Origin of the sequence: uncultured Treponema sp. (genome assembly GCF_946187725.1) — a bacterium.
In the GTDB taxonomy this organism is placed as follows: domain Bacteria; phylum Spirochaetota; class Spirochaetia; order Treponematales; family Treponemataceae; genus Treponema_D.
In genome coordinates this window covers 21922-45611 of sequence record NZ_CAMHSK010000019.1, presented here as the reverse complement: position 1 = coordinate 45611, position 23690 = coordinate 21922, and the positions used below count along the sequence as shown (strand labels likewise).

At 39.2% G+C, this 23690-nt stretch carries 20 protein-coding genes; 11 read left to right on the top strand and 9 right to left on the bottom strand.

Translation table 11 applies throughout. From position 1 onward, the window contains the following. The first annotated feature begins 145 nt into the window (after nt 1-145). From Q0Q74_RS08690 to hisS, 5 genes are all read left to right on the top strand, one after another. A complete protein-coding gene (locus Q0Q74_RS08690) occupies nt 146-916 on the top strand; it encodes a uracil-DNA glycosylase (RefSeq protein ID WP_294429995.1) in 771 nt (256 codons plus the stop codon). Further along, entirely contained in the window at nt 916-2982 is a 2067-nt protein-coding gene (priA, locus tag Q0Q74_RS08685; RefSeq protein WP_294429993.1) for a primosomal protein N', read from the top strand. Before Q0Q74_RS08690 ends, priA begins: the two co-directional genes overlap by 1 nt. Before the next feature lie 78 nt (nt 2983-3060). Continuing rightward, a complete protein-coding gene (gene murC, locus Q0Q74_RS08680) occupies nt 3061-4542 on the top strand; it encodes a UDP-N-acetylmuramate--L-alanine ligase (protein WP_294429992.1) in 1482 nt (493 codons plus the stop codon). A 58-nt stretch (nt 4543-4600) separates the two neighbouring features. Next, the gene (locus Q0Q74_RS08675) at nt 4601-5560 is read left to right on the top strand and encodes a hypothetical protein (protein ID WP_294429991.1); all 960 of its coding nucleotides are present in this window, start codon (nt 4601-4603) and stop codon (nt 5558-5560) included. A 29-nt stretch (nt 5561-5589) separates the two neighbouring features. Next, nucleotides 5590-6891: a histidine--tRNA ligase gene (gene hisS, locus Q0Q74_RS08670; RefSeq protein WP_294429990.1), complete on the top strand. Its 1302-nt coding sequence runs from the start codon at nt 5590-5592 to the stop codon at nt 6889-6891. 94 nt (nt 6892-6985) lie between these two features. On the opposite strand, the gene Q0Q74_RS08665 is transcribed toward hisS, so the two are convergent. Beyond that, a complete protein-coding gene (locus Q0Q74_RS08665; protein WP_294429989.1) occupies nt 6986-8359 on the bottom strand; it encodes a bifunctional diguanylate cyclase/phosphodiesterase in 1374 nt (457 codons plus the stop codon). A gap of 252 nt (nt 8360-8611) precedes the next feature. Between Q0Q74_RS08665 and flgF the strand changes: the two genes are divergently transcribed. Continuing rightward, entirely contained in the window at nt 8612-9406 is a 795-nt protein-coding gene (flgF, locus tag Q0Q74_RS08660) for a flagellar basal-body rod protein FlgF (protein WP_294429988.1), read from the top strand. Here flgF and Q0Q74_RS08655 read toward each other — a convergent pair. Both Q0Q74_RS08655 and Q0Q74_RS08650 read right to left on the bottom strand, forming a co-directional pair. Further along, nucleotides 9403-10326: a hypothetical protein gene (locus tag Q0Q74_RS08655; RefSeq protein WP_294429985.1), complete on the bottom strand. Its 924-nt coding sequence runs from the start codon at nt 10324-10326 to the stop codon at nt 9403-9405. The genes flgF and Q0Q74_RS08655 overlap by 4 nt on opposite strands. Nucleotides 10327-10440: 114 nt before the next feature. Further along, nucleotides 10441-11448 carry an RluA family pseudouridine synthase gene (locus tag Q0Q74_RS08650; protein ID WP_294429984.1) on the bottom strand — a complete coding sequence of 336 codons (1008 nt, stop codon included), beginning with the start codon at nt 11446-11448 and terminating at the stop codon, nt 10441-10443. A 386-nt stretch (nt 11449-11834) separates the two neighbouring features. Between Q0Q74_RS08650 and Q0Q74_RS08645 the strand changes: the two genes are divergently transcribed. From Q0Q74_RS08645 to cmk, 5 genes are read left to right on the top strand one after another with little or no spacing between them, the layout of a single operon-like run. Beyond that, on the top strand, nt 11835-12548 hold the full coding sequence (locus tag Q0Q74_RS08645) for an ABC transporter ATP-binding protein (protein ID WP_294429983.1): 714 nt from the start codon (nt 11835-11837) through the stop codon (nt 12546-12548). Further along, nucleotides 12548-14755 carry a GldG family protein gene (locus Q0Q74_RS08640; protein ID WP_294429982.1) on the top strand — a complete coding sequence of 736 codons (2208 nt, stop codon included), beginning with the start codon at nt 12548-12550 and terminating at the stop codon, nt 14753-14755. Before Q0Q74_RS08645 ends, Q0Q74_RS08640 begins: the two co-directional genes overlap by 1 nt. Nucleotide 14756: 1 nt before the next feature. Further along, entirely contained in the window at nt 14757-15719 is a 963-nt protein-coding gene (locus Q0Q74_RS08635; RefSeq protein WP_294429981.1) for a DUF4340 domain-containing protein, read from the top strand. Nucleotides 15720-15756: 37 nt separating this feature from the next. After that, nucleotides 15757-16626, top strand: a complete 870-nt coding sequence (locus Q0Q74_RS08630; protein ID WP_294429980.1) for a YicC/YloC family endoribonuclease — start codon at nt 15757-15759, stop codon at nt 16624-16626. A gap of 47 nt (nt 16627-16673) precedes the next feature. Continuing rightward, complete coding sequence (cmk, locus tag Q0Q74_RS08625) at nt 16674-17222, top strand: (d)CMP kinase (protein ID WP_294429978.1); 549 nt, start codon at nt 16674-16676, stop codon at nt 17220-17222. Nucleotides 17223-17267: 45 nt separating this feature from the next. On the opposite strand, the gene Q0Q74_RS08620 is transcribed toward cmk, so the two are convergent. The 6 genes from Q0Q74_RS08620 to Q0Q74_RS08595 all read right to left on the bottom strand — a co-directional run bounded on the left by Q0Q74_RS08620 (nt 17268) and on the right by Q0Q74_RS08595 (nt 23625). After that, the gene (locus tag Q0Q74_RS08620) at nt 17268-17633 is read right to left on the bottom strand and encodes a hypothetical protein (protein WP_294429977.1); all 366 of its coding nucleotides are present in this window, start codon (nt 17631-17633) and stop codon (nt 17268-17270) included. 268 nt (nt 17634-17901) lie between these two features. After that, nucleotides 17902-19356, bottom strand: a complete 1455-nt coding sequence (locus Q0Q74_RS08615) for a hypothetical protein (protein WP_294429976.1) — start codon at nt 19354-19356, stop codon at nt 17902-17904. A 126-nt stretch (nt 19357-19482) separates the two neighbouring features. Next, entirely contained in the window at nt 19483-19737 is a 255-nt protein-coding gene (locus Q0Q74_RS08610; RefSeq protein WP_294429975.1) for a hypothetical protein, read from the bottom strand. A gap of 98 nt (nt 19738-19835) precedes the next feature. Beyond that, nucleotides 19836-20951: a DUF262 domain-containing protein gene (locus tag Q0Q74_RS08605; protein ID WP_294429974.1), complete on the bottom strand. Its 1116-nt coding sequence runs from the start codon at nt 20949-20951 to the stop codon at nt 19836-19838. Between the two features lies 1 nt (nt 20952). Beyond that, nucleotides 20953-21993, bottom strand: coding sequence for an adenine-specific methyltransferase EcoRI family protein (locus Q0Q74_RS08600; protein WP_294429973.1), 1041 nt, complete (start codon nt 21991-21993; stop codon nt 20953-20955). An 84-nt stretch (nt 21994-22077) separates the two neighbouring features. Continuing rightward, on the bottom strand, nt 22078-23625 hold the full coding sequence (locus Q0Q74_RS08595) for a tyrosine-type recombinase/integrase (RefSeq protein WP_294429972.1): 1548 nt from the start codon (nt 23623-23625) through the stop codon (nt 22078-22080). Nucleotides 23626-23690: the final 65 nt, after the last annotated feature.

The following is a 23690-nucleotide window of genomic DNA, read 5'->3' as shown; positions in this document are numbered from 1 at the left end:
CTCGCCCGGGGCTGTGCTTCGGGCGCGGAAGCCGCCGGCTTTTTTCTTTTTAAATTTCTTTTCCGTTTTCTTTTTCCATTCTTGATGTATTGTTTATGTTTTAATCTCTTTATTTTTATTTTTTTTCACTATATAATCATTCGAAATGACAAAAGATGACAAGAAAAAAATTTTCTGCCTGTTGAAAAATGCTGCAGATTCACTTTGTGGTTATTCTTCTCCCGATTTTCCTGAACAGACACCTGATTTTGAAGATGATGTTTTTGACAATAATACAGATGTTAATTTTTGCAATATGAATTTTGCAAAAACTGAAGCAGAAAACACTAATAAAACTCATGAAAATTCAACAATCTCAAATATAAATAAAAAAATCTTTGAGTGTAAGCGATGTCAGCTTTGCTCAAACAGGCATAATGTTGTTCCTGGAATGGGAGTAGAAAATCCTCTTGTGCTTGTGATTGGTGAAGGTCCTGGTGAAGAAGAGGATAAACAGGGAAAACCTTTCGTTGGGCCTGCTGGTCAGCTTTTGGATAAAATGCTTGCTGCAATCGGTCTTTCGCGGGATAAGAATTGTTATATAGCAAATATTGTTAAATGTCGTCCGCCTGCAAATAGGAATCCTCTTCCTGAAGAAGCTGATGCTTGTCGTCCTTTTCTTGACGCTCAAATTGCGGCATTGAAGCCAAAGGCTATTTTATGTGCCGGAAGTGTTGCTGTAAAAAATCTTTTGCATTCAAATGACGGTGTAATGAAACTTCATGGACAGATTCTTAACTATAACGGAATTCCTGTGTTGACGACATATCATCCGAGTGCCTTGCTTCGAGCTCCTGAAAATAAGCGTGTTGCATGGGAAGATTTAAAGGTCTTTAGGGGATTGTTGAATAATATTTCTCCTGATTACGAAAAGTAATGCAAAAGAAATTCCTTCAAATTGTATTAAATATTCCTCTCAATCAGTCTTTTACCTATTATGACTGCGATAATCCTGAATCAAAATCTCGTGTAGGCTTTCGTGCTGATTTAAAATTCGGAAATCGACGCATGACAGGTTTTGTGATTTCAGAAAGTGAAAAATTGCCAGAAGACTGTCCTGTTGATGAAAGCAAAATTCGTCCAATACTTCGGATTCTTGATGATGAACCTCTTTTTAACGCCGAATTGCTGAAAACGGCTGAATGGGTTTCCAGTTATTACCTTTGCTCATTGGGTGAGGCTGTTTCTGCAATGCTTCCGAGTGGAAAGCGGGAAAGCGATGCCGGAGGTTTTTCTTTTTTGGAAGAATCTCCTGAAGTTAAAGCACGCAATTTGAGTGATGAACAGAAAAAGGCTGTAGAAGAAATATTAGAAATTAAAAGTGAGGTGGTAGAAAATCCGCTGCAATCCGAATTGTCTCGTTCCAATCTTCATTATCTTTATGGTGCTACTGGTACCGGCAAGACCGAAGTTTTTATGCAGGTTTGCGAGCGGCTTCTTTCTCAGGGAAAAGGGGTTATTTATCTTGTGCCAGAAATAGGTCTGACTAGGCAGGTAATTGAGGCGGTTGTTTCGCGATTCGGGAATACTGCGGCTGTCTTACATTCAGGCCTTACACCAAGTCAAAAATTGAGCGAATGGCGGCGAATTCTTAATAAAGATGCTCGTATTGTAATTGGAGCAAGAAGTGCAGTTTTTGCGCCTGTTCCAGATTTGGGAATGATTATAATCGATGAGGAACATGATGGCTCATATAAGAGCGGAAATGCACCTCGTTACCATGCACGGCAAGTTGCTATGTTCAGGTGCAGACGGCTTAAAATTCCGCTTTTAATGGGAAGTGCGACTCCGAGTGTAGAAGCCTGGAATATGATGAGCGAGGGCGGCATTGAAAAACATCTGCTTACACAGCGTCTTGCCGGTGGGGCAATGCCGAAAATCAAATGCGTAAATCTTTCGCTTTTATCTTCTGATTTCGGTTCAATTTCGCCAGTTTTGCAAAAAGAAATAGAAGAAACTCTTTCTGAAAAACGGCAGGTTATTCTTTTTTTGAATAGGCGCGGGTTTACGCATTTTTTCAGGTGCAATTCATGTGGATTTGAATTGAAGTGCAAAAACTGCTCAGTTTCGCTTACTTTCCATAAGGCTGAAAAGCGTCTTCGCTGCCATTATTGCGGCTATTCTGTTTCTCCTCCACAAAGCTGTCCTGAATGTGGTTCACTTGATGTCGGTTATTCTGGATTTGGAACTGAATTTATTGAAAATGAGGTCAAGGCAAAATTTCCGAATGCAAGACTTGTCCGGGTTGATACTGATTCTTTGACACATAAAGGTGAACTCACAGAAAAACTTGAGGCTTTCAAAAAAGGCGAATATGACATCATGCTTGGAACTCAGATGGTTGCCAAGGGCTTGAACTTTCCGAACTTAAAGCTGGTTGGCGTGGTTCTTGCTGATACAGGTCTTCATCTCCCAGATTTTCGTGCTGCTGAGCGCACTTTTTCCCTTATAACGCAGGTCGCGGGCCGGGCCGGAAGATTTTTTCCTGATGGAAAGGTTTTTGTTCAAACTTATTGTCCTGATTCAGAGCCAATTGCTTATGCTGTGGCTGGAAAAATCAATGAATTTTACGAATCTGAAATCAATCTTCGAAAAATGCTTAATTTTCCGCCGTTCGCACGACTTATTCGTCTTGTGTTCCGTGCCCCTTCTGAAAAGCAGGCCGTTTCTGGAGCAGAAGGGGCGGCTTCAATTTTGCATAAGATTTTGCGGGCGGCACAGCTTTCTCCGTCAAAATTTCAGGAAATTGCCCGGCAGACCGAAATTCTGGGACCGGCGGAATGTCCTCTCTCAAAAATCGCAGCAAATTACAGACAGCAGATAATTTTACGCGGACCATCGGTGTCTCTTCTTCAGTATATGGCTTCAACTTTCCGTGATAATTTCAAGGCTCCTGGCGAAGTTTATATCGAGTATGATGTTGATCCTGTATCTCTTTTGTAAATCGTGCTTTAAAATCGAAAAAGTATTTTAATCCCTGCGAATTTATGTTAATCTGTAGTAATTTCTTATGAGGGTGTTATGAATCAAGTCAATCTTCCGTCTGATTTTTCGGGCGTTCATTTTCATTTTGTCGGAATCAAGGGAACAGGAATGGTTGCCCTTGTTGAAATCTTGTCTGCTCGCGGAGCCGTGATTACTGGAAGTGATGTTGAAGAGCGTTTTTACACGGATGAAATTCTTGAAAAACTTGGAATTTCCGCTCTAACTTTTTCAGGTGAAAATATCACGGATTCTGTGCAGTTTGTGATTTATTCGAGCGCATATTCTGCAGAAAAGAATCCTGACCTTATCGAAGCAAAAAAACGCGGTTTGCCGATGATGCTTTATTCTGAGGCACTGGGAGCTATAAGTCATGCTTCTTATTCATGCGGAGTCTGCGGCGTGCACGGAAAAACAACGACAACCGGTTTGTGCGGCACTTTGTTAAAGGAACTTCCGCTTGCTTCTCAGGTTCTTGCCGGTTCAATCATTAAGTCTTTTGGTGATTCTTGTACTATGACAAAAGGTCATGACTATTTTGTTGCTGAAACTTGCGAGTATCAGCGTCATTTCATGGCTTTCGAGCCTAAAAAGATTATTCTGACCAGTGTTGAAAGTGATCATCAGGATTATTATCCGACTTATGAAGATATTCGCTCTGCTTTTGTTGATTATATCTGCAAATTGCCTTCCGGAGGGCAGGTCATTTATTGTTCGGATGACAAAGGTGCTTGTGAGGCTGTTGAACTTGCAAAAGAAAAGCGCCCTGATATTGATGCGATTGCTTATGGTGAAAAGGCATCCGGGGATTACAGGCTTACTTTTGGCCGAGTTGAAAATGGCCTTCACTATTTTTCTCTTTCGGGATACGGTGATTTTTCAATCTGTGTTCCCGGTGACCACAATGTTCGTAATGCAGCGGCAGCCCTTGCCCTTTCATGTGAGCTTTTAAAAACTTCTGGTAAAAATCCAAACAATTATATAGAAGATTTAAAGCGTGGACTGAAGAATTTTGCGGGCGGAAAGCGACGAAGTGAGATTGTTGGGCGCGCAAAAACTTCTCTTGGGCAGGATGTAATATTTATCGATGATTATGGTCATCATCCTACTGCAATCAAGACTACACTTGCAGGTTTCAGGGAGTTTTACAAAAATCATAAAATAATAGTTGATTTTATGAGTCATACTTATACCCGGACACAGGCTTTGCTGGAAGAATTTGCTTCGTCATTTGAATCAGCTGATAAAGTGATTATCAACAAGATTTACGGAAGTGCGCGGGAAGATGCGAGTGCGGCGAAGGTTACAGGTGAAATTCTGGCTGAAAAAGCAAGGAAATATCACAAAGATGTTTCCTATGCAAAAGAATTTGACGAGGCCGCTGAACTTGCCTTGAAATTCCTTTCCGAGCCGAGCGGTTCTGATTATTCTGACGGATATGTATTTGTCACGATGGGGGCAGGTGATAACTGGAAAGTCGGGAAATTGATTCTTGAACAGCTTTTGGCGAAAAATGATTGAAAACTTGATTAAAATTGTTATAATTTAAGTGTTTGTAAAAACAAAATAGGAGTAATCTATGAAAATTTTGAAAAAATTGACAATTTCTGTCCTGCTTTTTGCGGGAGCATCTGCTTTTACATTTGCTTTGCCTGATGCAGATAAATTTGATGTGCCATATATTGGTAAAATCAACGATGGTCTTGATGATTTTGCAGGGGAACTTGGTTTCGCTGTTCCGCAGGCAGCTGTCGAGCAGAATGTGTATGCCGATGCTTTCATCGGTAAAGTTTTTCCGGCAGTTCCACCTCATTTTGCAGTAGGTTTCAATGCAGGATTTACACATCTTAACACAAGTGGAATCGCTGATGCTGCTGATGCCCTCGGCATTGACGGCGTGAAGTCTGATATGTATTTCCCAGTATTGAACGCTGATGTTCGTGTTGGTGGCGTTTTCCTTCCTTTCGACCTTGGTCTTTCGTTCATGACGCTTGATGTCAGCTCTCTCAACACTATGGATGCTGATTTTACTGCTGAATTCTTCACTTTTGCAGTTGATGCACGATATGCTCTTATTGAAGACGGTCTTATTACACCGGGAGTTTCTGTTGGCGTCGGATATTCAATGAACAAGGGGTCTTTTGGTGCGAGCGACAAATCAGCAGAGGTGAATGTCGACTATGATGTTCAGACTTTGTATGGACAGGTTCAGATTTCAAAGGCATTGAACATTCCTGTAGTAAGAATTGGATTTACTCCATTCTTGGGATTGCGCGGAATCATATCAAATTATAGCAATGACTGGAACTGGAAGGTTCATAATGATACTGTATCAACAGTAATTTCTGCACTGAATGTGAAGACTTCTGGCACAAATGCTTCAGACGGATATGCCGGATTCCAGCCTCAGATTTATGGTGGTCTTGGCTTTAACTTTATGCTGATTCAGGTTACAGCAAGTGCATGTGCTGATTTGCGTCATGTTGGAGGTGATACAAACCTTTGGAGTGGTGCATTGAGCCTTCGACTGAAGATGTAGTTTAATTTTATAGAGATTATAATCGTAATATGGCAGATTTGATTCAACCGAGAGTCCTTAAAGGATTCAGAGATATTTTACCGTCTGCGGAAATTGTCCGCGCGGATTTACAAGAAAAAATTACCCGCGTTTACCGTTCTTTCGGTTTTGTTCCGATTGACACGCCTGTGCTTGAATATTCAGAAATTTTGCTCAGAAAGTCAAATGGTGAGACAGAAAAGCAGGTTTTCAGATTTCTTGATAATGGTAAGCGTGATGTAGCCCTTCGCTTCGACCTTACTGTTCCTTTTGCACGTTTTACGGCAGAGCATGAAAGTGAGCTGTATTTCCCGTTCAAAAGATATCATATTGCAAAGGTCTGGCGCGGTGAAAAGCCTCAGGCTGGTCGTTATCGAGAATTCGTACAATGTGATATTGATACTGTTGGAAGTGATTCTGCTGCAAGCGATTTTGAGATTCTCTCAATTATGCGTGCCGCACTTGCAGAAATAGGAGTCACTGACATTACAATCCATGTGAATCATCGTGGAATTTTCAACCGATTCCTTGCAAAACTGGGAGTTTCTGCTAAGAGCGAGGATATTTTGCGCTCTGTTGATAAGCTTGCAAAAGTAGGTGAGGAAGAGGTCAAAAAGGAGCTTGTTGAATACACTGGTTCTCAGGAAAAATCAGCGGAAATTCTTAAATATATTGCGGGTGCAGGAGATTTTGAAAGCACTCTCAAGATGATTGAGGATATGGCTGGTGGTGAAAGTGAAGACTCAAAACGAATGAAAGAAATTCACGAAATGATGAAGGCTGCAGGGATTGAGTCAACCTATGTTCTTGATCCTTCTATTACACGCGGTCTTGATTATTACACTGGTGTGGTCTATGAAACTTTCCTTAATGAACTTCCTTCAATAGGCTCTGTTTGTTCTGGTGGTCGATACGACAATCTTGCTGGACTTTACACAAAAACAAAACTTCCTGGAGTCGGTGCGTCAATCGGTCTTGACCGTTTGATTGCGGGACTTGAGCAATTGGGCAAGCTTGAAAGCAAAGGCAGTTATCTTGATGCTGAAATTTTCTGCATGGATAAAAATCTTGTTGTCCTTTATCAGAAAGTTGCCGCTGAACTCCGCTCTAAAGGCGTAAAAGTCGAGACTTTCCCTGAGGCCAAAAAGATGAATCAGCAGTATGCTGTCACCGATGCAAAAAAAATCAAGTGGGGAATTTTAATCGGCTCAAACGAAGCTGAGAAAAATGTCGTTACGCTGAAAAATCTTCAGACACGCGAGCAGTTCTCCGAAATCACTGTGGATGAAGCTGCACAGAAAATTTTGGCTTAAAATCTGAGCAATTCAATCAAGAATTACTCATTGCTTCACTAAAACTTTATTCATTAGAGGTGTTCAGAAACTTCTGTTTTTCGAACACCTCTATTTATTTGCATAACGAGTTGTGGAGGAGTTTTTCAAAATCTTCTTCACACATAGGCTTTGCATAAAAATACCCTTGGGCAATGTCGCAGCCCATTTCCTTGAGCTGCCTTGCCTGAGATTCTTCTTCAACACCTTCAGCAACCGTTGTCATTGACAGTTTTTTTGCCATATCAATTACTGAATTTACAATTATATTGTCTTTTTTGGTGTCTTTATGTTCATCTGAGTTTGAAGGAGCTGTGTTCGCAAAAAATTCCTTGTCCAATTTGATTACATTTGCCGGTATGTCTTTGAGGAGACTCAAGGAAGAGAATCCTGAACCAAAATCATCTACCGAAATGTCAAATCCTGCTTTTTTGATTTCATTCATTGCCTTTAATAGACGCTTTTTATTGTCCATCATGAGGCTTTCTGTCAGTTCAAGCTCGATTTTAGATGGTGCAATCTGATATTTAGAGGCAATTTTTGAGTATTCCTGAGCAAATGTCGGATTGTAAAGCTGATATCGTGAAAGGTTGCATGAAATTGTGAGTGGTTTGGGGCAGGTTCCTTCTGGGCCAGATTTGTTCCAGCGGTCGAGAAAGCGGCACACTGATTCGAAAATTTTAATGTCAACTTTTGATATGAATCCGTTGCGTTCAAAAAGTGGTACGAAATAATTCGGTTCAAGCAGGCCTTTTCTGTAGTGCTTCCAGCGCACAAGCGCTTCTGCTCCTATGACCTTACCGTCTGCGAAATTGAATTTCGGCTGATAATAAGGAATGAATTCGTTTGCCTCGAATGCCCTGTTCATATCAAAGATTATTTCTTTTTCATGTTCGCTGCTCAAGTTCATCTGTTCATTGTAAAAACTGATTCTTGAAGGATTGGGGCTGTATTTTCCGGCCGTTCTGGCGGTATTTGCTTTGTTTATCATAAGTTCAATGTCTTCATGAGGATTTGATATTGAATAGACGCCCGTGCTGAATTCAAGCGTATAATGAAGGGGAAGAAGACTTCCCAGTTGAGAAACTACGCTTATCATGCTGAGGACATAATCCTCTATAATTGGTCCAAATGTTTCGTGAAGCAGTATGACGAAATTGTCGGAGTAGCGGCGGCATAGAATTGCTTCTTCCGGAACAACTTTCTTGAAATGTTCGCCAAGAACCCGGAGCACAGAATTTGCTGTCTCCCTGCCAAGAGAATCCGTGAGGTACTGGAATTTATTTATGTCGATGCAGATAAAGGAATATTCATCTGGCTTTGCGTTTGAAAGCAGCTTTTTTGCCTCTATTTTGAATTTTTCAAGATTGAAAAGACCTGTGAGGTCATCAAAATCCAGATGCGATTTTGTGGTTCTTACCATTTTGAGGGCGATAATCAGCGTGAGCATACAGAAACTCAGGCAGACACAACTAAGTAACAAATTAACTGACAGCGAATCCAAAGTGAAAAATCCTCTTTTGATTTCATTTGTAGATGTCTAATAAACTTAATGAACGAATCCCTTAACTTATTAGAATCCTGTTTGGCATAGATTCATTTTAGGCGATAAACTTTCAAAAAACAAATTCTAAAATTCTTTTTTGAAATTCCGATACTTTACATATAGAAAAAGTGAAATTCGTTTTAAGAGGAGTTTTATATGATTCGTGGTTGGTATATCGGTTCCAGTGGAATGAACGCACAGCAAAACAGACTGGACACTATTTCAAACAACCTTGCAAATGTTGATACAGCTGGATTCAAGCGGGATGAGACTGCTACAAAATCTTTCCCAGAACTTCTTTTGAGAAGAAGCCAGGCTGACGGCGTTTACAAAACTCCTTTCGGTTCTGCTGATGTAGCTCCAATCATCGGAAAAGTTGGACTTGGCGTTGAGACCAATGAGAACTTCACCGTATTTGAACAGGGGTCTTTCCGCGGAACAAATACGAACACTGACCTTGCTCTTGCCGGAGAGGGATTTTTTGCTGTGGAAACACCATCTGGCGAACGATATACACGAAACGGAAATTTTATTCTCGGAAAAGAGGGAATTCTGCTTACAAAAGATGGTTATCCGCTTTTGGGTGAAAATGGCGTGATTCGTGTTGAGGACGACAAATTCATCGTAAACGAAGACGGCGTTATTACGACAAAAGACAATGAAGTAATCGACCGAATCAAAATCGTGCGTTTTGACGATGAGAGATATCTTAAAAAGATGGGCAACTCTCTCTGGAACTCAAACAATGTTTCTGGAGAAGCATATATCGCAGAAGGCATGGAAAGACCTAAAATGCTTCAGGGATACATGGAGACCAGCAATGTTAATGTCGTAAATGAAATGGTCAAAATGATTGAAGTAAACCGTGCTTATGAGGCAAGTCAGAAGACAATCCAGAGTGAAGACAGCATGATGAGCACTCTTTGGAATAAAGTCGCTTTGAGCCACTAAGCCGATTTTAGTAATTTGTCGATTACGATATAGACATCTTCGATTCGTAAGTTCAACTTTTTTTCTATCATGTTGATTACGAAATCTTTTAATTCTTCACTGATTTGGGTAAGTTCTTTGCCCAACGGTACATCCACGGTCATAATGAAAGTGTAACCAGACTTTTCATTTTTGACCGTGAGTTTTTTTATACGGACTTCAGAATTAAATTCCCCGATAAAGCCCATTGTCATCTGTGCGAGCACTGCATGTGAGACATCTTTGCGCTCCAGCTGAGAAAATGCCGGACGGACCAGCGATTTTTCGAAAAGCTTTGTATTTTGTGATGGTGCCGCATTCGGCTGTTTTCCGAGGATTTTTGAAAGAATCCCGTTCAGAACCTTGTTTTTGGCTGTGGAAACGCGGATTGAGTCGTAGAAAATCTTTGAGTAGGACTGATTTTTGACTTCATACGCGCGAACCGGGATTACATGCTTTCCTTCGATTTGACGGCTTCGGCGTGCTTCTTCCATTTGCTCCGGCGTAGAGATTTCTTCGATTTTGATATATTTTTCCGGGAGCGGAAGCTGAAGACGGACGGCGATTTTATTCACCATTTTTTCTGATGTGCCAAGAATCAGGATTTTTTTTATTCTGTTTTTCTGAATGGCATGAGCGACTGAATCTCGATGCTCCTTATCGTCAAAAAGAGCAGTGCGTACGGCTCCCATGTAGTTTTTTTCAAGTTTTGCAGATTTGCCTGCAAGAATTTCATCATCCTGAATAAGAAGGCCGTCATCTATGATGACCTTGATTCCATACTGCTGTGCAACCAGCTTTGCCCTGAAACTTTTACCTGTGCCGCTCGGTCCATAGAAAGCAAAAACCGTGGTTCCTTTTTTTTCTAGGCCGAGGATTTCTTTTATTGTTTCAAAATTCATAGAATGCCGTCTTTCCCGAAGGTTCAGTTTTCGAGGTAGTCGGAAACTTCACTATTAATTATAAGGCGGTGAATAAGGATTTTCAATTAAATTTGAAAATTGTTGAATTTTTTTCTAAAAAACGAGATTTATTGAAGAAAAAAAATCTTCTGCTGCTTTACTGATTGGGGCATTTAATTTTTCCGGGAGACCCAAAGGATTGTCAGCGGGAAAATGAAGTTCAAAGGCATGAAGAAAAAAATCCTGAGCGAATTTCTTCGAATCAATCTTAGTTCCGCCATATGCCGTGTCGCCCAAAAGAGGAAAGCCGTGGTAAGCACACTGTGAGCGAATTTGATGCGTGCGTCCGGTTGTAATTAAAACTCGTGCAAGCGTAACTTCATTTCCATTAAAAACAGCATGAGAAACAGGAAAAACTTCCGTATGAGCAAACTTTCCGTCTTCAGAATTCACCGAAACGGTATGAAATCTTTCATTTTCAAATTTTTGTTGTCCACTTTCCAATTTCTGAATCATGTCTTCCCAGACAGTTTCTGCTTCAAATTTACCTTCCAGAAGCGCAAGATATTCTTTTTGAATTGTGTGGGTTTTTATTGCTTCACTGAACCATTTTGCCCCTTCAAGATTCTGAGAAAATGCAATCAATCCTGTGGTTTTTCGGTCAAGACGGTGCAACGGCCCCGTACGGAAAGAAAGCGATGATTTTTTATGAGTGTTTTCGTATTCTTCCTGCACGATTTCTGAAAGGAAAAGTCTGCCTTGCGAGGATGAAGGCTGAACCGGGATGTCGTATGGTTTATTGAGGATTAAAAGGCTTTCGTTTTTAAAAACCGTGATTTTCTCCAAATCGATTTTTGCTCTTTTTAAAATCGGAGAAGAATTTTTGTTATCAGAGGATTTTTCATTTGCTTTTTCAGTCAGCAAAAAATCAGCAATCTGAATGTCGTCGCCATTGCTGATTCTGAAATTTCCTTCGCACTTTTTGCCGTTGACTTTTATTAGGCCTTTTCGCAGGGATTTATATAGAGATGACAGGCTTTCTTCGCTAAGAAATTTGCGCAGAACTCTGTCCAATCGCCTGTCGGAGTCGTCTATGCCTGCCGTAAAGTGTGTGAAAGTCATTTTTCTAAACCCTTTTAAGATGAAAAAATACATTTTTTTTTGAAAAAAATCAACTTTTCCTTGTTTTTGAACTTTTGCGGGTTATAATCCTCGTTAATTAAATGACAGGGAGGATATGTCTATGAATAGCATTAAATTTAAGTTTTTAACCTTAATGTCGGTTTTCTTCTGCGCATTCTCAATCATTTTCACATCATCCATGTTCATGGCATTTCAGTAAAATGTCAGTTGAACATCAAATCGTAAAATTAACGAAATTTTCAGTCTGTTGACTTAGATCAGAAACATCGTTATATTCTGTGCAAGAGTCAAGTGAGCTGCCTTTAAGCGGTGAGCAGAGGCAGTTCATCTGGCTCTTTTTTTATCTTTCTGTCAGACTTTCAAAAATGATTGAAATAAAATCTTTCTCAAAAAAATATTCTTCTCACGCTTCAGGGGTTGCGGTCAAGGATTTTTCAATGACTTGCAGAAAAGGTGAGATTACTGGAATCCTTGGCCTAAACGGGGCCGGAAAAACAACGGTCTTAAAGGCAATTTGTGGCCGTCATTTTGCCACTAGCGGTGAAATCTTAGTCGATGGCGTGAATGTCTCTGAAAATCCTGAAAAAGTGCGTAATTTAACTGGTTTTGTCGCCGAAGTTCCGCAGTTTCCAGAAGAGTTTACTGTATCAGAATATCTGCTTATGTGCGCGCAGCTTCACGGAATCAAAAAAATACCTTCTCTAAAAAATCTGTCTCTTGAGGAACTTTTGCCAAAAAAAATCCGTACGCTTTCAAAAGGGCAGAGGGAGAGGGTCAATTTTGCACAGGCTCTTATCTATGAACCTTCCGTTCTTGTACTGGATGAACCGGCTTCGGGGCTTGATCCGGCGCAGATTATCAATATGCGGAATCTTATAAAATCGCTCAAAAACGACCATACAATTATTCTGTCAACGCATCTTATGCAGGAAGTTGAATCTCTGTGCGATTTTGTTTATATAATCCATAACGGGCGACTTGCTGCTTCTGGTACAAAAGAAGATATTGCCTCGAGTTTTTGCTGTAAAAATCTTGAAGAAGCATTTTTCAAAATCACTTCGGACAAAGGGGCATTATAATGAAGAGAACTTTTGCACTTTACCGGGCTGCTGTCTTTTCTTATCTGATAGATCCTCTTTTTTATGCTTCAGCTTTGCTTACCATTTTTTTCACTGCCTTCCGGTTTTTCTTCGCACGAAAATTTTTTGTCAGTGGCTTAGGTTCAAGCGATTTGCGGCCATTTTTTAATGCGATTCCCTATGTCAGCATTCTCGTTCTGCCTCTTCTTTCTCTGCGTCTTCGCTCACTTCTTCTTGATGACTCTCTGCCTGTTTCGTCTTTTAAAAGGTTTCTGGCCTTGAATCTTGCGGCTTTTTCGGCTTTTATGCTTCCTGTATTGCTGCTTCTTTCAATACCTCTCTGCGTGAATGTTTTCGGTTCTGTGGATTTCGGGCAGTGTTTTTCGGGGTTTATCGGAATCTTTTTCTACGGATTCTGTTCAATCTGCATGACGAACCTGCTTTATGAGATTTTTGCATTTTCGGCTGTTTTTCCGCTTTTACTGTCTAGCGTAATTCTTGCTCTTGTCAATTTTCTTCATCTTCTTCCGCTGTATTTTAAGACGGGGGAAGTCCTTTCGTTTTTGTGCCGAAAACTTTCTTTTGCATGGCATTTTGATTCTTTTGGAAAAGGCATTCTCGATTCACGCAATTTCTTCTATTACATAATACTTTCTTTCATTTTGATTTTGCTTTCGGTTCATTTTGAATTCAGGCGGCTTGATAAACGCTCTTCACGGTTCACGACTTTTCTTATCACTCTGATTCTGATTTTTACCTCCATTTCTGTTAAGAATCTTTATTTCAGGCTGGATATTTCAGCTGGCAGGCAATTTTCGCTTTCAAAGACGAGCCGGACTCTGATTTCTGAACTGGACGGTGATTTACGGATTACTTATTTCCGCTCTAAGGAACTTAAAAATTTGTATCCGCAGACGGATGATGTACTTGAATTCCTTTCGGCGTATGCTCAGGCTGGTAAAAATATTTCCCTTACAGTTGAGACTGCTGATCCTGAAAAACTCAAGGCTCTGGGCAGTCAGGGGCAGCAAATCAAAAATGAGAACGGTACAAAGACCGAATTTGTCACCGTGTATTCTGCGGTGCTTTTACAATATCTCGAAAAATCTTCTATAATTCCGTTTGTTCTTTCGACTTCAACACTTGAATATGATTTGACTGTGCGGATGCAGCAATTTCTTACCCAAAAGGAACGGAAGGTTTATCTTCTTTGCGGAAATGGCAGAAATCTTTCTGAAAGCTATATGTATGTTGAACCTTGGCTTTCTTCACGCGGATTTTCGGTAGAGTCTCTGAATGATTTCAATTCGACCGAGGTTCTGAGGAATCTTCGCGCTGATGATGAGCTAGTTCTCTTTGGAACAAAAAATTTGAGCATGGAACAGTCAATGCTGATTCAAAGGGCTGTTGAGGGCGGAACCAAGCTTTTTGTTGCCACAAGTCCTTTTCATACGATGATTGAAGATGAATGGAAAGTTACGAAAAATGAGAATGACAGTTTGATTTCCTTCTTAAACGGCCGGGGCTTTGCATTTGAAAATTCTCTTGTTGAGGATATTTCGTGCCATCCTATCATGATGGAAAGCGGCTCAGGCTCAAATGCGGAATATGCCACGGTTAATTATCCGCTTTGGCTGCTTATCCTGAGCCAGAAAAATGCGAAGCAGGGGCTTACGCTCTTCTGGGCAAGTCCGATTGTGCCTTATGGTGAAGTTGAGCCGCTTTTGTTTACGACGAATCTTGCATGGTGTCAGCTGCCTGCTAAAGATTCTCCAGACGATTTATTTCTGACAAATCCTTTTCTCTTGCCTAAAACGGCTTCGGCTTCTGATTCAAGAACTTCTCAATTTGTTGTTGCCGCAAGGGATAAAAACATCTCGCTCGTTTCTGATCAGTTTTTCGTTTCATCCCTTATGACAGGCTTTATTTCAGGCGAATCCAGCGGGGATTTCAGAAATTACGACTATCTTACGAAAGAGCTTTTTATCCTTCGTGGAGAAGAGGAACTTGCCTCTTTGATGGAAAAATCTGCTCCTGTCACCGCCCTGCATAAAATCACTGGTGAAGAAGAATTTGAAAAGGCGAAAAAGATAAGTCTTGCTATTAATTTTGTTTTCCTGCCTCTTTTGATTTTATCAATGTTTGTGTTTGTTATTTTATGGCGTAAATCCAGAAATCATTTGATTGCAATGGGCTGGGGCGAATAATATGAAAAAAATTGATTGCATTCTTTTAAAAATACTTCCCGTCTCGATTATTCTTTTTGCGCTTTCCCTTGTTTTTTCACCTGAAAGGGCAAATTCTCAGAAAGCAGAGGAATCAGCTGTCCTAAATCAAAAATACCGTAATGAGGTCCGAAAAATCGTAATTTCAAGGAAAAATGCTGATTCAACTGACGAACTGCTTGAAATGACGCGGCACGGAGATTTTTATCTTCTTTCTGACATGGATTCAAAAATCACTTGTCTTGCGAATTCTAAACTCATTTCATCGTTGCTTGAAAATGCCGTCAAAATCAGAAAATTTTACAGGCTCTCACAAAAATCTTCAGATGCGGAAAAATTTTTGACTGATGAAAGTTCTTCTATTGTGGTTTCGTTTTATGCTTCTGGAGAGGAACCTGTCTCAAAGATATATTTTGGGGCAGAGGATGCGCTTAAAAACAGAATTTATCTTCGTTCACATAAGTCGAATGTGGTTTATGAGTGCGAAAATGATTTCCATCAGTATCTGAATACGGAGTTAGACTATTGGGCTGAAGGAAAAATCTTTGCTGAAGCCGAAAATCCTGTTCAAATAGGCTTTGAAATTCTTTCCGAGAACGAAAAACTGCCTGAAACAAAAAAAATTGATGAAAAATCCGGGGACTTTCAAAAAAAATCTGCTTATCTGCTCGAACTGCGTCATGGAAAAATCGTGGACATGATTCCTTCTTCTGCAAAAAAAATCTCCGTTTTAAGCGTTTATTCTGGTAACGGAAGGATTTCCCGCCTTGATTTCTATGAAGTTAAAAATGGAATGGGCGAGGAGGAGCAGGAGTCATATTTTTACACAAAGAGCGTTATTCCTTCGCAAATTGACGGTCAGGAAAATTCCTTTGCCTTTTATTCAGAAAATGCGGTCTATGAGGTTTCGGCATGGACTTTCGGGCGAATCTGTGATTTGTTTTAAAATTGAAAAACTTTCTTTTTCATGCTATATTTAGCTGATGAACAGCATGACAGGTTACGGCTTTAAAGAAGCCATTGTTGAAGACAGTCAAATCAGTGTAGAGATTAAGTCAGTTAACAACCGTTTTCTTGATTTGAACATAAATCTTCCATACTACTTGAATTCTCTTGAGCAGAAAGTCAGAAAAATCGTTTCCGATAAAATTGTCCGTGGAAAAGTTGATGTAACTATCCGTGTAAAAGATTTGAATTCAAATGCAAAAGTTTCTGTGGATTCTCAGGCGGCAAAGATGTACGCTGATGCAATATCCCAAATTGCAGTTTCGCTTGGTAAAAAAGCAGAGGACATCCCTTTGAGCCTTATTGTTTCTCAGGAAGGTGTCCTGAACATAACTCATGAATATGATGCAGAGTCATATTGGAAGAAAATCGAAGGCATTTTTACCGAAGTCTTCGAGCAGTTTATTTGTGACCGTAAACGAGAGGGCGAAAATCTAAAAAAAGACTTGCTTTCAAAACTTGATCTCCTTGATGAGTGCGCCTCTTTCTTTAAGCAGTGGCAGCCCAAAATGGAGCAGAAATTCAAGGAACAGATTTCGTCACGCTTTAAGGAGCTTCTTGGTGACAGCGTTGACGAAAACCGTATAATGACCGAAGTTGCCGCAATGATGGTAAAATACACTATCAATGAAGAAATCATTCGCCTGCACAGTCATCTTGCGGCTCTCCGAAAGGAATTTTCTGATAATCCGATTCCTGGAAAGAGGATTGACTTTATATGTCAGGAAGCCAATCGTGAAATAAACACAATCGGCAGCAAAAATCAGTTCACGGAAGTCGGTGCCATGGTAATCAATGCCAAGGATGCACTTGAAAATATCCGGGAACAAAGCAAAAATGTAGAGTAAATGAAAGCTGAATTACACGGCTTCCATGCCGTGCATTTGGAGGATGAATGTATAAATTAAAAAAAGAACTTAGGGTTGCGATTTCTGGAAAATCTGGCTGCGGAAATACTACTGTTTCAACTATGCTGGCAGAAAAACTCGGAATAAAATTGATTAACTATACTTTCCGTCAGCTTGCCGCTGAAAAAGGCCTGACTCTTGCACAGGTCATTGAAAATGCAAAGACTGACGACAGCTATGATGTTTATGTCGACACGCATCAGGTTGCTCTTGCGCAGGAAGAATCATGCGTTTTGGGCAGCCGTCTTGCCATCTGGATGCTTAAAGAAGCTGATGTTAAAGTCTATCTTATTGCAAGTGATGACACTCGTGCAAAAAGAATCCTTAATCGTGAAGGTGGCGATTTGCAGCAGATAAAAGACTTTACTGCCATGCGCGATCGTGAAGATTCAGCCCGATATATGAAGCTTTATCAGATTGACAACAGCGAATATGAATTTGCGGATCTTAAAATCGATACAGCTACAAGAACTCCTGAGATGATTGTTGAAATGATTCTTGGGTACCTTGAAAAGAAAGGCTTCATTGAAAAATAAGCAAAGCCGTCCTTCGTGCCTGAACAGGCGGCTTTGCTGAATTTCCTACCAGATTTCTTTTCTCAGTTCGGCACCGTCTTTTTGGGGTAGAAAGACGATATTCGATGTGTCTACACATTTTTTCAGATAATCCATAGTTGAAATCATTTTTCCCTCATATAAAAGAGGGCGCATAAGCCATGTGCCGGTAAGGTAAATGGTTCCGTTCGGCCCCAGTGTTTTGTAAACACTTTCTTCAAGCTGGTCAAAATTTTTCTGCAAGATTTTATCGATAAGTTCTTCTTTTGGAAAAGGAAGTGGAACATCAGGCTTCGCTGCAATTTCTGCGTCAATATTTGCAGAAATCGTATCACGGATTGCAGTGTAGAGAGCAAATTCAATGTCGCCTTCGACGGAGTTTGTCAGTTCCATAAATATATTCGCGAAGTTATTATAAACTAAAAAATGTAGTATAGCAAATAAAAAAAAGCTTCCAAGATAATTCTTAGAAGCTTTTCAGCGGCAGAAGGGAGTCGAATCAAACTGCTTATGCCTAACTCTTTATTTTATAAAGAATTATAATTCAGTAGTAAGTAAATTGGTAAGTAAAATTACCCATACTTACGATTAAGTTCTTACATTTAAATACTACTGTGGGCGCGGTCCGTTGTCAAGCGGCGTTTTACGGGGCTTCACGGCTTCAAGGATTTTGATTTTTGATTATGCTTTCAATTTCTTGCATAACATCAAAATTAACATTCTTATCAAAATAAAAACCGTCATAACATTGCTTTATGTCAATGTTTTTTTCGTGCGCTTTAATCCTTACTTGCAGATAAAGCGCCGATTCATACATAAAAACTTCACTTCCTAATCTTTTGCCTAAAACTTTTTCAATGTTGTCGTATTTTGCATTAACATAGTTTTCTATAAGCTGCGCTTGCTTTTCTTTGGTGCAATCTTTATTTTTATCAAAATACGGCTTTATGCAGAGAAAAAAGATTGCACGGGCTTTTGTTAAATTGTTTTTATGCCTGTCATCAATCTTTATGTCGCCCGTTTCTTGTAACCAGTTATAAAGCGTAGCGTGTTTAAATCCTTTTTTTGTCTGAACGCCATAAAACCATTCATTCCAACTATAAATTGCTTGTGAGATACATTGCTTTTTTGACTTGCAAAAATACAAGCGCATAAAAAACGATTTAAACGCTTCCCGTTCTTCTTTGCTTTTGAATTCTTCGCCGTTTAAGTCCGTGTATAAGTCATAGTCGTTTGGCGTGATTATGCCGTAATTTACAAGCCGCGTAATAAACGGGACGCTGGCTTTTCGGTCCCAGGATTGAAATTCTTTATTAAACGATTCAAGATAAATTTCCCGTGTAAATGTGTCGTGATACTGTTTTTCTAATTCCAGTCTTTTTTCTGAAAAATGTTTTTCTGTCGGCAACGAGCAAAACGGGCTGTAGATACGGCTGAATTCTTTTCCGTTGTTTAGGGTCATTTTTTCATAGTCAGGCAATTCTTTATTTAATTCTGCCATAGCGTTTAACATCTGAATTCTGTTTATGCCAAAATACTTTTTTTCATAGTCAAATTTCTTTGGTAGAATTTCGGTGTTAATGATACATTGCTTATCATTGATTTCTAATTCAATCTTACTATCTTTATCAATCTTACCATTACAATAATCTAATAATGCCTTACATCTATCTTTATAACATAAATAATACTTACAATAGCCCTGAAAATCATAACAATAATCATACAGTTCTTTTGTAGATTCTGATTCAAAAGTGCTTTTTTCGTCAAGGCAGATTAAAACGCCTAAAACTTTTAATCGCTTTATGTAATCGCTTAAAGTCTGTTGCTTTATGTGTAATTTCTGCGCCCAGTAATCTTGTGAAATGTAAAACGGCTGATTTATTTTTTTCGGGGCAAAATGATAAAGTTTTTCAACAAGTTTCTGCATCTTTCTTGCCGTTGAAAAATAACCCTTAAAATAACGGTCTAAATCTTTGGGAAAAGATACGCTTAATAATTCCTGAATTTTGCTTGTTATAAGTTCGTGTGAATAGTGGGCGTAAAAATGATTTTTGAATTCATTTTCCGTTTCATTTGATAAATTGTTTAATGCTTCTAAAAAATTAAAATCCATAAAAATTGCCTCCGCTTTTTAACTTGCTAAATGCCCAGCGCTGGCAAGCAAAAAGCAAAAGCAAGTTTTTATGATTGATACAATAATTTAGTAAAAGCAATTCAATTTCAAAAAAGCCCCGTAAAATTATTTTTTGCCGATAAAATCTATAATTTTGTTGTAATCGCATGCATAACGCCGAACTTCAATTTTGCCGTTTTTGTATTCTGCAAAATCTTTTTTAATCCAGCCGTTAGCATAGCAAAAGCATAAATAGGGGATGTCATCAACCCTGAAAATTAAAGTAGTCGGCATCTTCTTAAACTGCTCGCGGAATTCATTTGCAAAATAAATCCAGCCAAACTGTTTTGTGTCTAATCTGCCTACGCCAGTAAAAACCATAATAATAAAATCTCCTGAATTTTGATTTTATTATTTAGTTTCGCCCGTAGTTTCCTTATAAAAAAAATATTTTTTTGCATTTGCTTTCGGGGCGTGTTTTAACTGTCGCTTTTTCGGCGGTTGCAAGACTTGCAAAGAATTTGGCAATTTTCAATAGTGGTGTGTCCGCCCTTGCTCCACGGCGTTATGTGGTCTGCATCGGCTTCTTCAAAAGTGATTGCTTTTCCGCATTTCTTGCATTTTCCGTTTTGGCTTTCCAAAACTTTTCTTTTTGTTTTATCGTCAAATTTTCTGATTGATAAATGGCTTTCGTCATTGTCAAAAAGATAAAAGAAAATTCCTTTTAAATTTGTGACATCATCATCGTCAATCAGGCGTTTAATTTCTTCTTCCAGTTTTTCCGTATTAACTTCTTTATCTTTATAAAGATTGTATAAAAAGCCCCATTCCACGCCCTTCATAATTTCTTTTCTGTAATTCGGAAAAGTCAGGCGAATCCAGTTTATGACATTCTGAAAATAAGTCCAAAGTTTATTTGCGTTTTGGTCGTGCTGGTGGTCTGCCATAAACTGCCCGACTTTATCAGCTCCGCCCGAAATCCATTTTAGCGTGGTCGCTAAATAATCCTGTCTGATTTCCGAACCCGTTAAAAAGTCTTTTCCTAACTGGTAAGCCGCGCCGCCTTTTCTTGAAAAATACTTTTTTGCATCGGTAAGCCAAGTCCCCGAATAAGTAGCGTTTAACAATTCCTGTGCGTTTAACGGCTCGCCCGATACATTGATTCTGTCAAACCACGCTAATTTTTCGCTGTCATTGCCCTCACACCAATAAACCGTTAATTTGTAATTCAAGATTTTTTCTTGCAAGTCGGCTGGCAAAGTGTGAAAATAAAACGGCGTTTTTTTATCTGTGTCGATAGTAATTGAAAAATAATTATGCACAAACTGGCAGATTGAGATAGAGCGTTGCTGTCCGTCCAAAACTTCAAAATCCGTGTCGGAATTCTTAACCCAGTAAAAGACATTAAGCGGATAATCTTTTAAGATACTGTCTATAACCAAATTTCTTTTTTTATCGTCATAAACGAATTCACGCTGATACTTTGGGCGGATGTTAAGTTTTCCCGAATAGCCGACTACGCCGTTAGTTTCCTTATCTTCAAGATAACCTTCTGCAAGTTCTTTAACCGTGATTTCCTGATAGTTGATTTTCATTTTACTTTTTCCTTTTGATTAAGATTCTTCTATAAGGCACAATCGCTTTTCCGTCTTTTGTATAATAACTTAAATCGGGGTGGCCAGCTTTTATGCTTCCAGTGTTACCTTGTTCAAAATAAACTTTTATGAATTCTGGAGTCATTCCTGAATAATCGTCTAAATAACGACTTAACCCTTTTATTTCAAATTGGTCAGGATTGTATTTATCCAAAAAAGTAATCGGAACGCCCATCCAACCTAAATAATCATTTGGAATTTCTGATACTTTTGATACTTCGATTGCATCGTAATTATCATACTTCGGGTATTTTTCGGGCGTGTAAGTTTCGTATAAAATTAAATCTTCGTGGCGTTTTGTTATGTCTAAATTCGTATACCAGCAAATGTTACCCAAACTTCGCCACTTTTGCCCGTTTTCGTCAATCCAAAATCTTGTTGCGCGTGGTTCATAATAATCAGGAACTCTAAAAGCCATGTCCCCCGTTTTATAACCTAACCACATTTTATTATCTGCAATAAGCGGAAAAATTTCCTTATAGGTAATTGCATTTTGTGAGCCGATTATTATAAATTTCTTTTCGTATTTCATAAGTTGCGCGACATACTCACGAAAAAGCGAAAACGGCGGATTCGTAACAACTATGTCCGCTTGTTTTAAAAGTTCGATACATTCCGCGCTTCTAAAATCGCCATCGCCTTTTAGTTCTTTTAATTCCAGTTCGTCATTTGTGGGGATGTGGTCGCTTTTGCTTCCAGTGTATTCTACATAAACGGCTTTTTCGCAATCGTTTTGGCTGAATAAATCAAAATCCTGATTTTTATAGCAAACGGAGATTAACTTTTTAAGCCCAAAATAATTAAAGTTCAGTGCAAAGTATTTGAAAAAATTAGAGGCCCGTGGGTCATCGCAATTACAAAGAATTGTTTTATTCTTAAAATGTTCTTTATAATTTACAAGTTCTTTTTCAATTTCTGTAAGTTCAGTATAAAACTCATCTTCTTTGTTTTCTTTTGCCGAGTGCAAGTTGCCGTTTTTCATAGCACATGATTATAGCACAAAAACGCAAAATTTTCTATAGATTTTCGGGGCTAAAAAAATAGGGGCTGCAAAAGCCCCGTAAAATCATTTTTTATCACGATTATGTTTTATCATTCTATCAATAATCTCATTCGGCAATTTTTCAAACATTTGGGGTGTTTTGCTTAAAGTTTTTCTTTTCAAGTCAAGCCGTTTTATTTTCCGTTCTTTTTCGGTAATCGGCGGCGTATTTTCCTTTTCTTTTGCTTCCAGTAGGGCGGTGTTAATCTGCTCGGCAATCGTTTTATCGGTCATTGCCGTTTTTGCAAGCTGCCACGCTTCTTTTATGTCTAAGCCTCTTTCAATTATGCCGTAAGTCCAAAAGTTAAAGAATTGTAATTGTTTCGGGGCTGTCGTTTCAAAATAGCCCATTGCTTCTACAACTTTTTCGTGTTCGAGGCTGCGGTCTGCTTTTTCGTAATCGTAATACGATACTAACGGGTCATTGCTTTGCGTGTTTTTTGTTGTGTGGCCCATTAACGCCTCAATAGTCTGCGTGTTGCCCCATACGCTTTGCAAGTGCGTTTTAAACATTTTTCTAAAACCGTAAAAAGTAATTCCGTTTTCTTCTTTAATTTCTTTTATGTCGGTCATTCCGCAAAACTGTCCCCAGTATAAAAGCAATCGGCGGTTGTGGTCATCGTTTTCGTCCAGTTTTGCCCCGTTTTCCTTAACCAAAAAGCCGTTTTCTTTAAGCGTTGCAAAAGCCTTTATAAGCCGTGCCGTCAAGTCTGTAATAGGAATAAGCCTTTTTGCGTTTTCTGTTTTTGTGCCGTTGCAATAAAGCCAAAAGCCCGTGTCTGTCTTTATTATGTCTTTGCTTGTGATACGGTCAATTTCAGAATTTCTAAATCCTGTCGTAAGTTGTATAAAGCCGTATAAACTATAAATTATTTCATTCTGCGTTGTGTTGTAAGTGTCAAAACCAAGCGGCAATTTATGTTTAAATGCGGTGATTTCAAAACAATTCTTTGCGCGTTTTTCGTGCTTCAAGTGATTTCTTTTATAAAACGGGTCTTTGTCGATTTTGTCAGCTCTGAATAAGTATAAATAAATTCTGTGTAGGTGCGTTAAGTAATTGTCAATCGTTTTTCCGCTTAACTTTCCGTTTCCGATTTCACGGCCTTTTTCTTGCAAGTCAATCTGTAATTGCTCAAGCCGTGCGCGTGTCAGGTCTTTAAAGTGGTGGATGTCGGGCGTTAATTCGGTAATACGCGCCATAAAGTTATCTGCTTTAACTCGTTCTTTTTCCGTAAGTTTCAAGCCAAAAGCAAATTCGCGCTTTAAGTGTTCGGAATTTTCTTTATAGTAAGCGTTGATAAGATTATGGAATTCATCGCTAATCGTTCGGCTTCTTCCGCTTCGTGTGTGCTTAATGTTTTCAGGGTGTTGCAGCATCTCCGTTGCCCATTCAAAAGCCCGCTGGCGGTCGCTTGTGCCTGTGCTAATCCTTATTTTTGTTTCCGTGAATTCGGCGTAATAGTTCGGGGAATTTTTCTTCTTAAAAAGCCAAAACGGTCTCTGCATTTTTCCTTTATAGTTCGGGTCTAAAAGTGACACCAGTTGCTTTAAATAATCCAGCCTGTCAATCATAAAAACGCCCCTTTTTGGTAAGTAGTGTAGTAAGTTTTAGTCGTTTTTGGGCGTTTTACTTACCA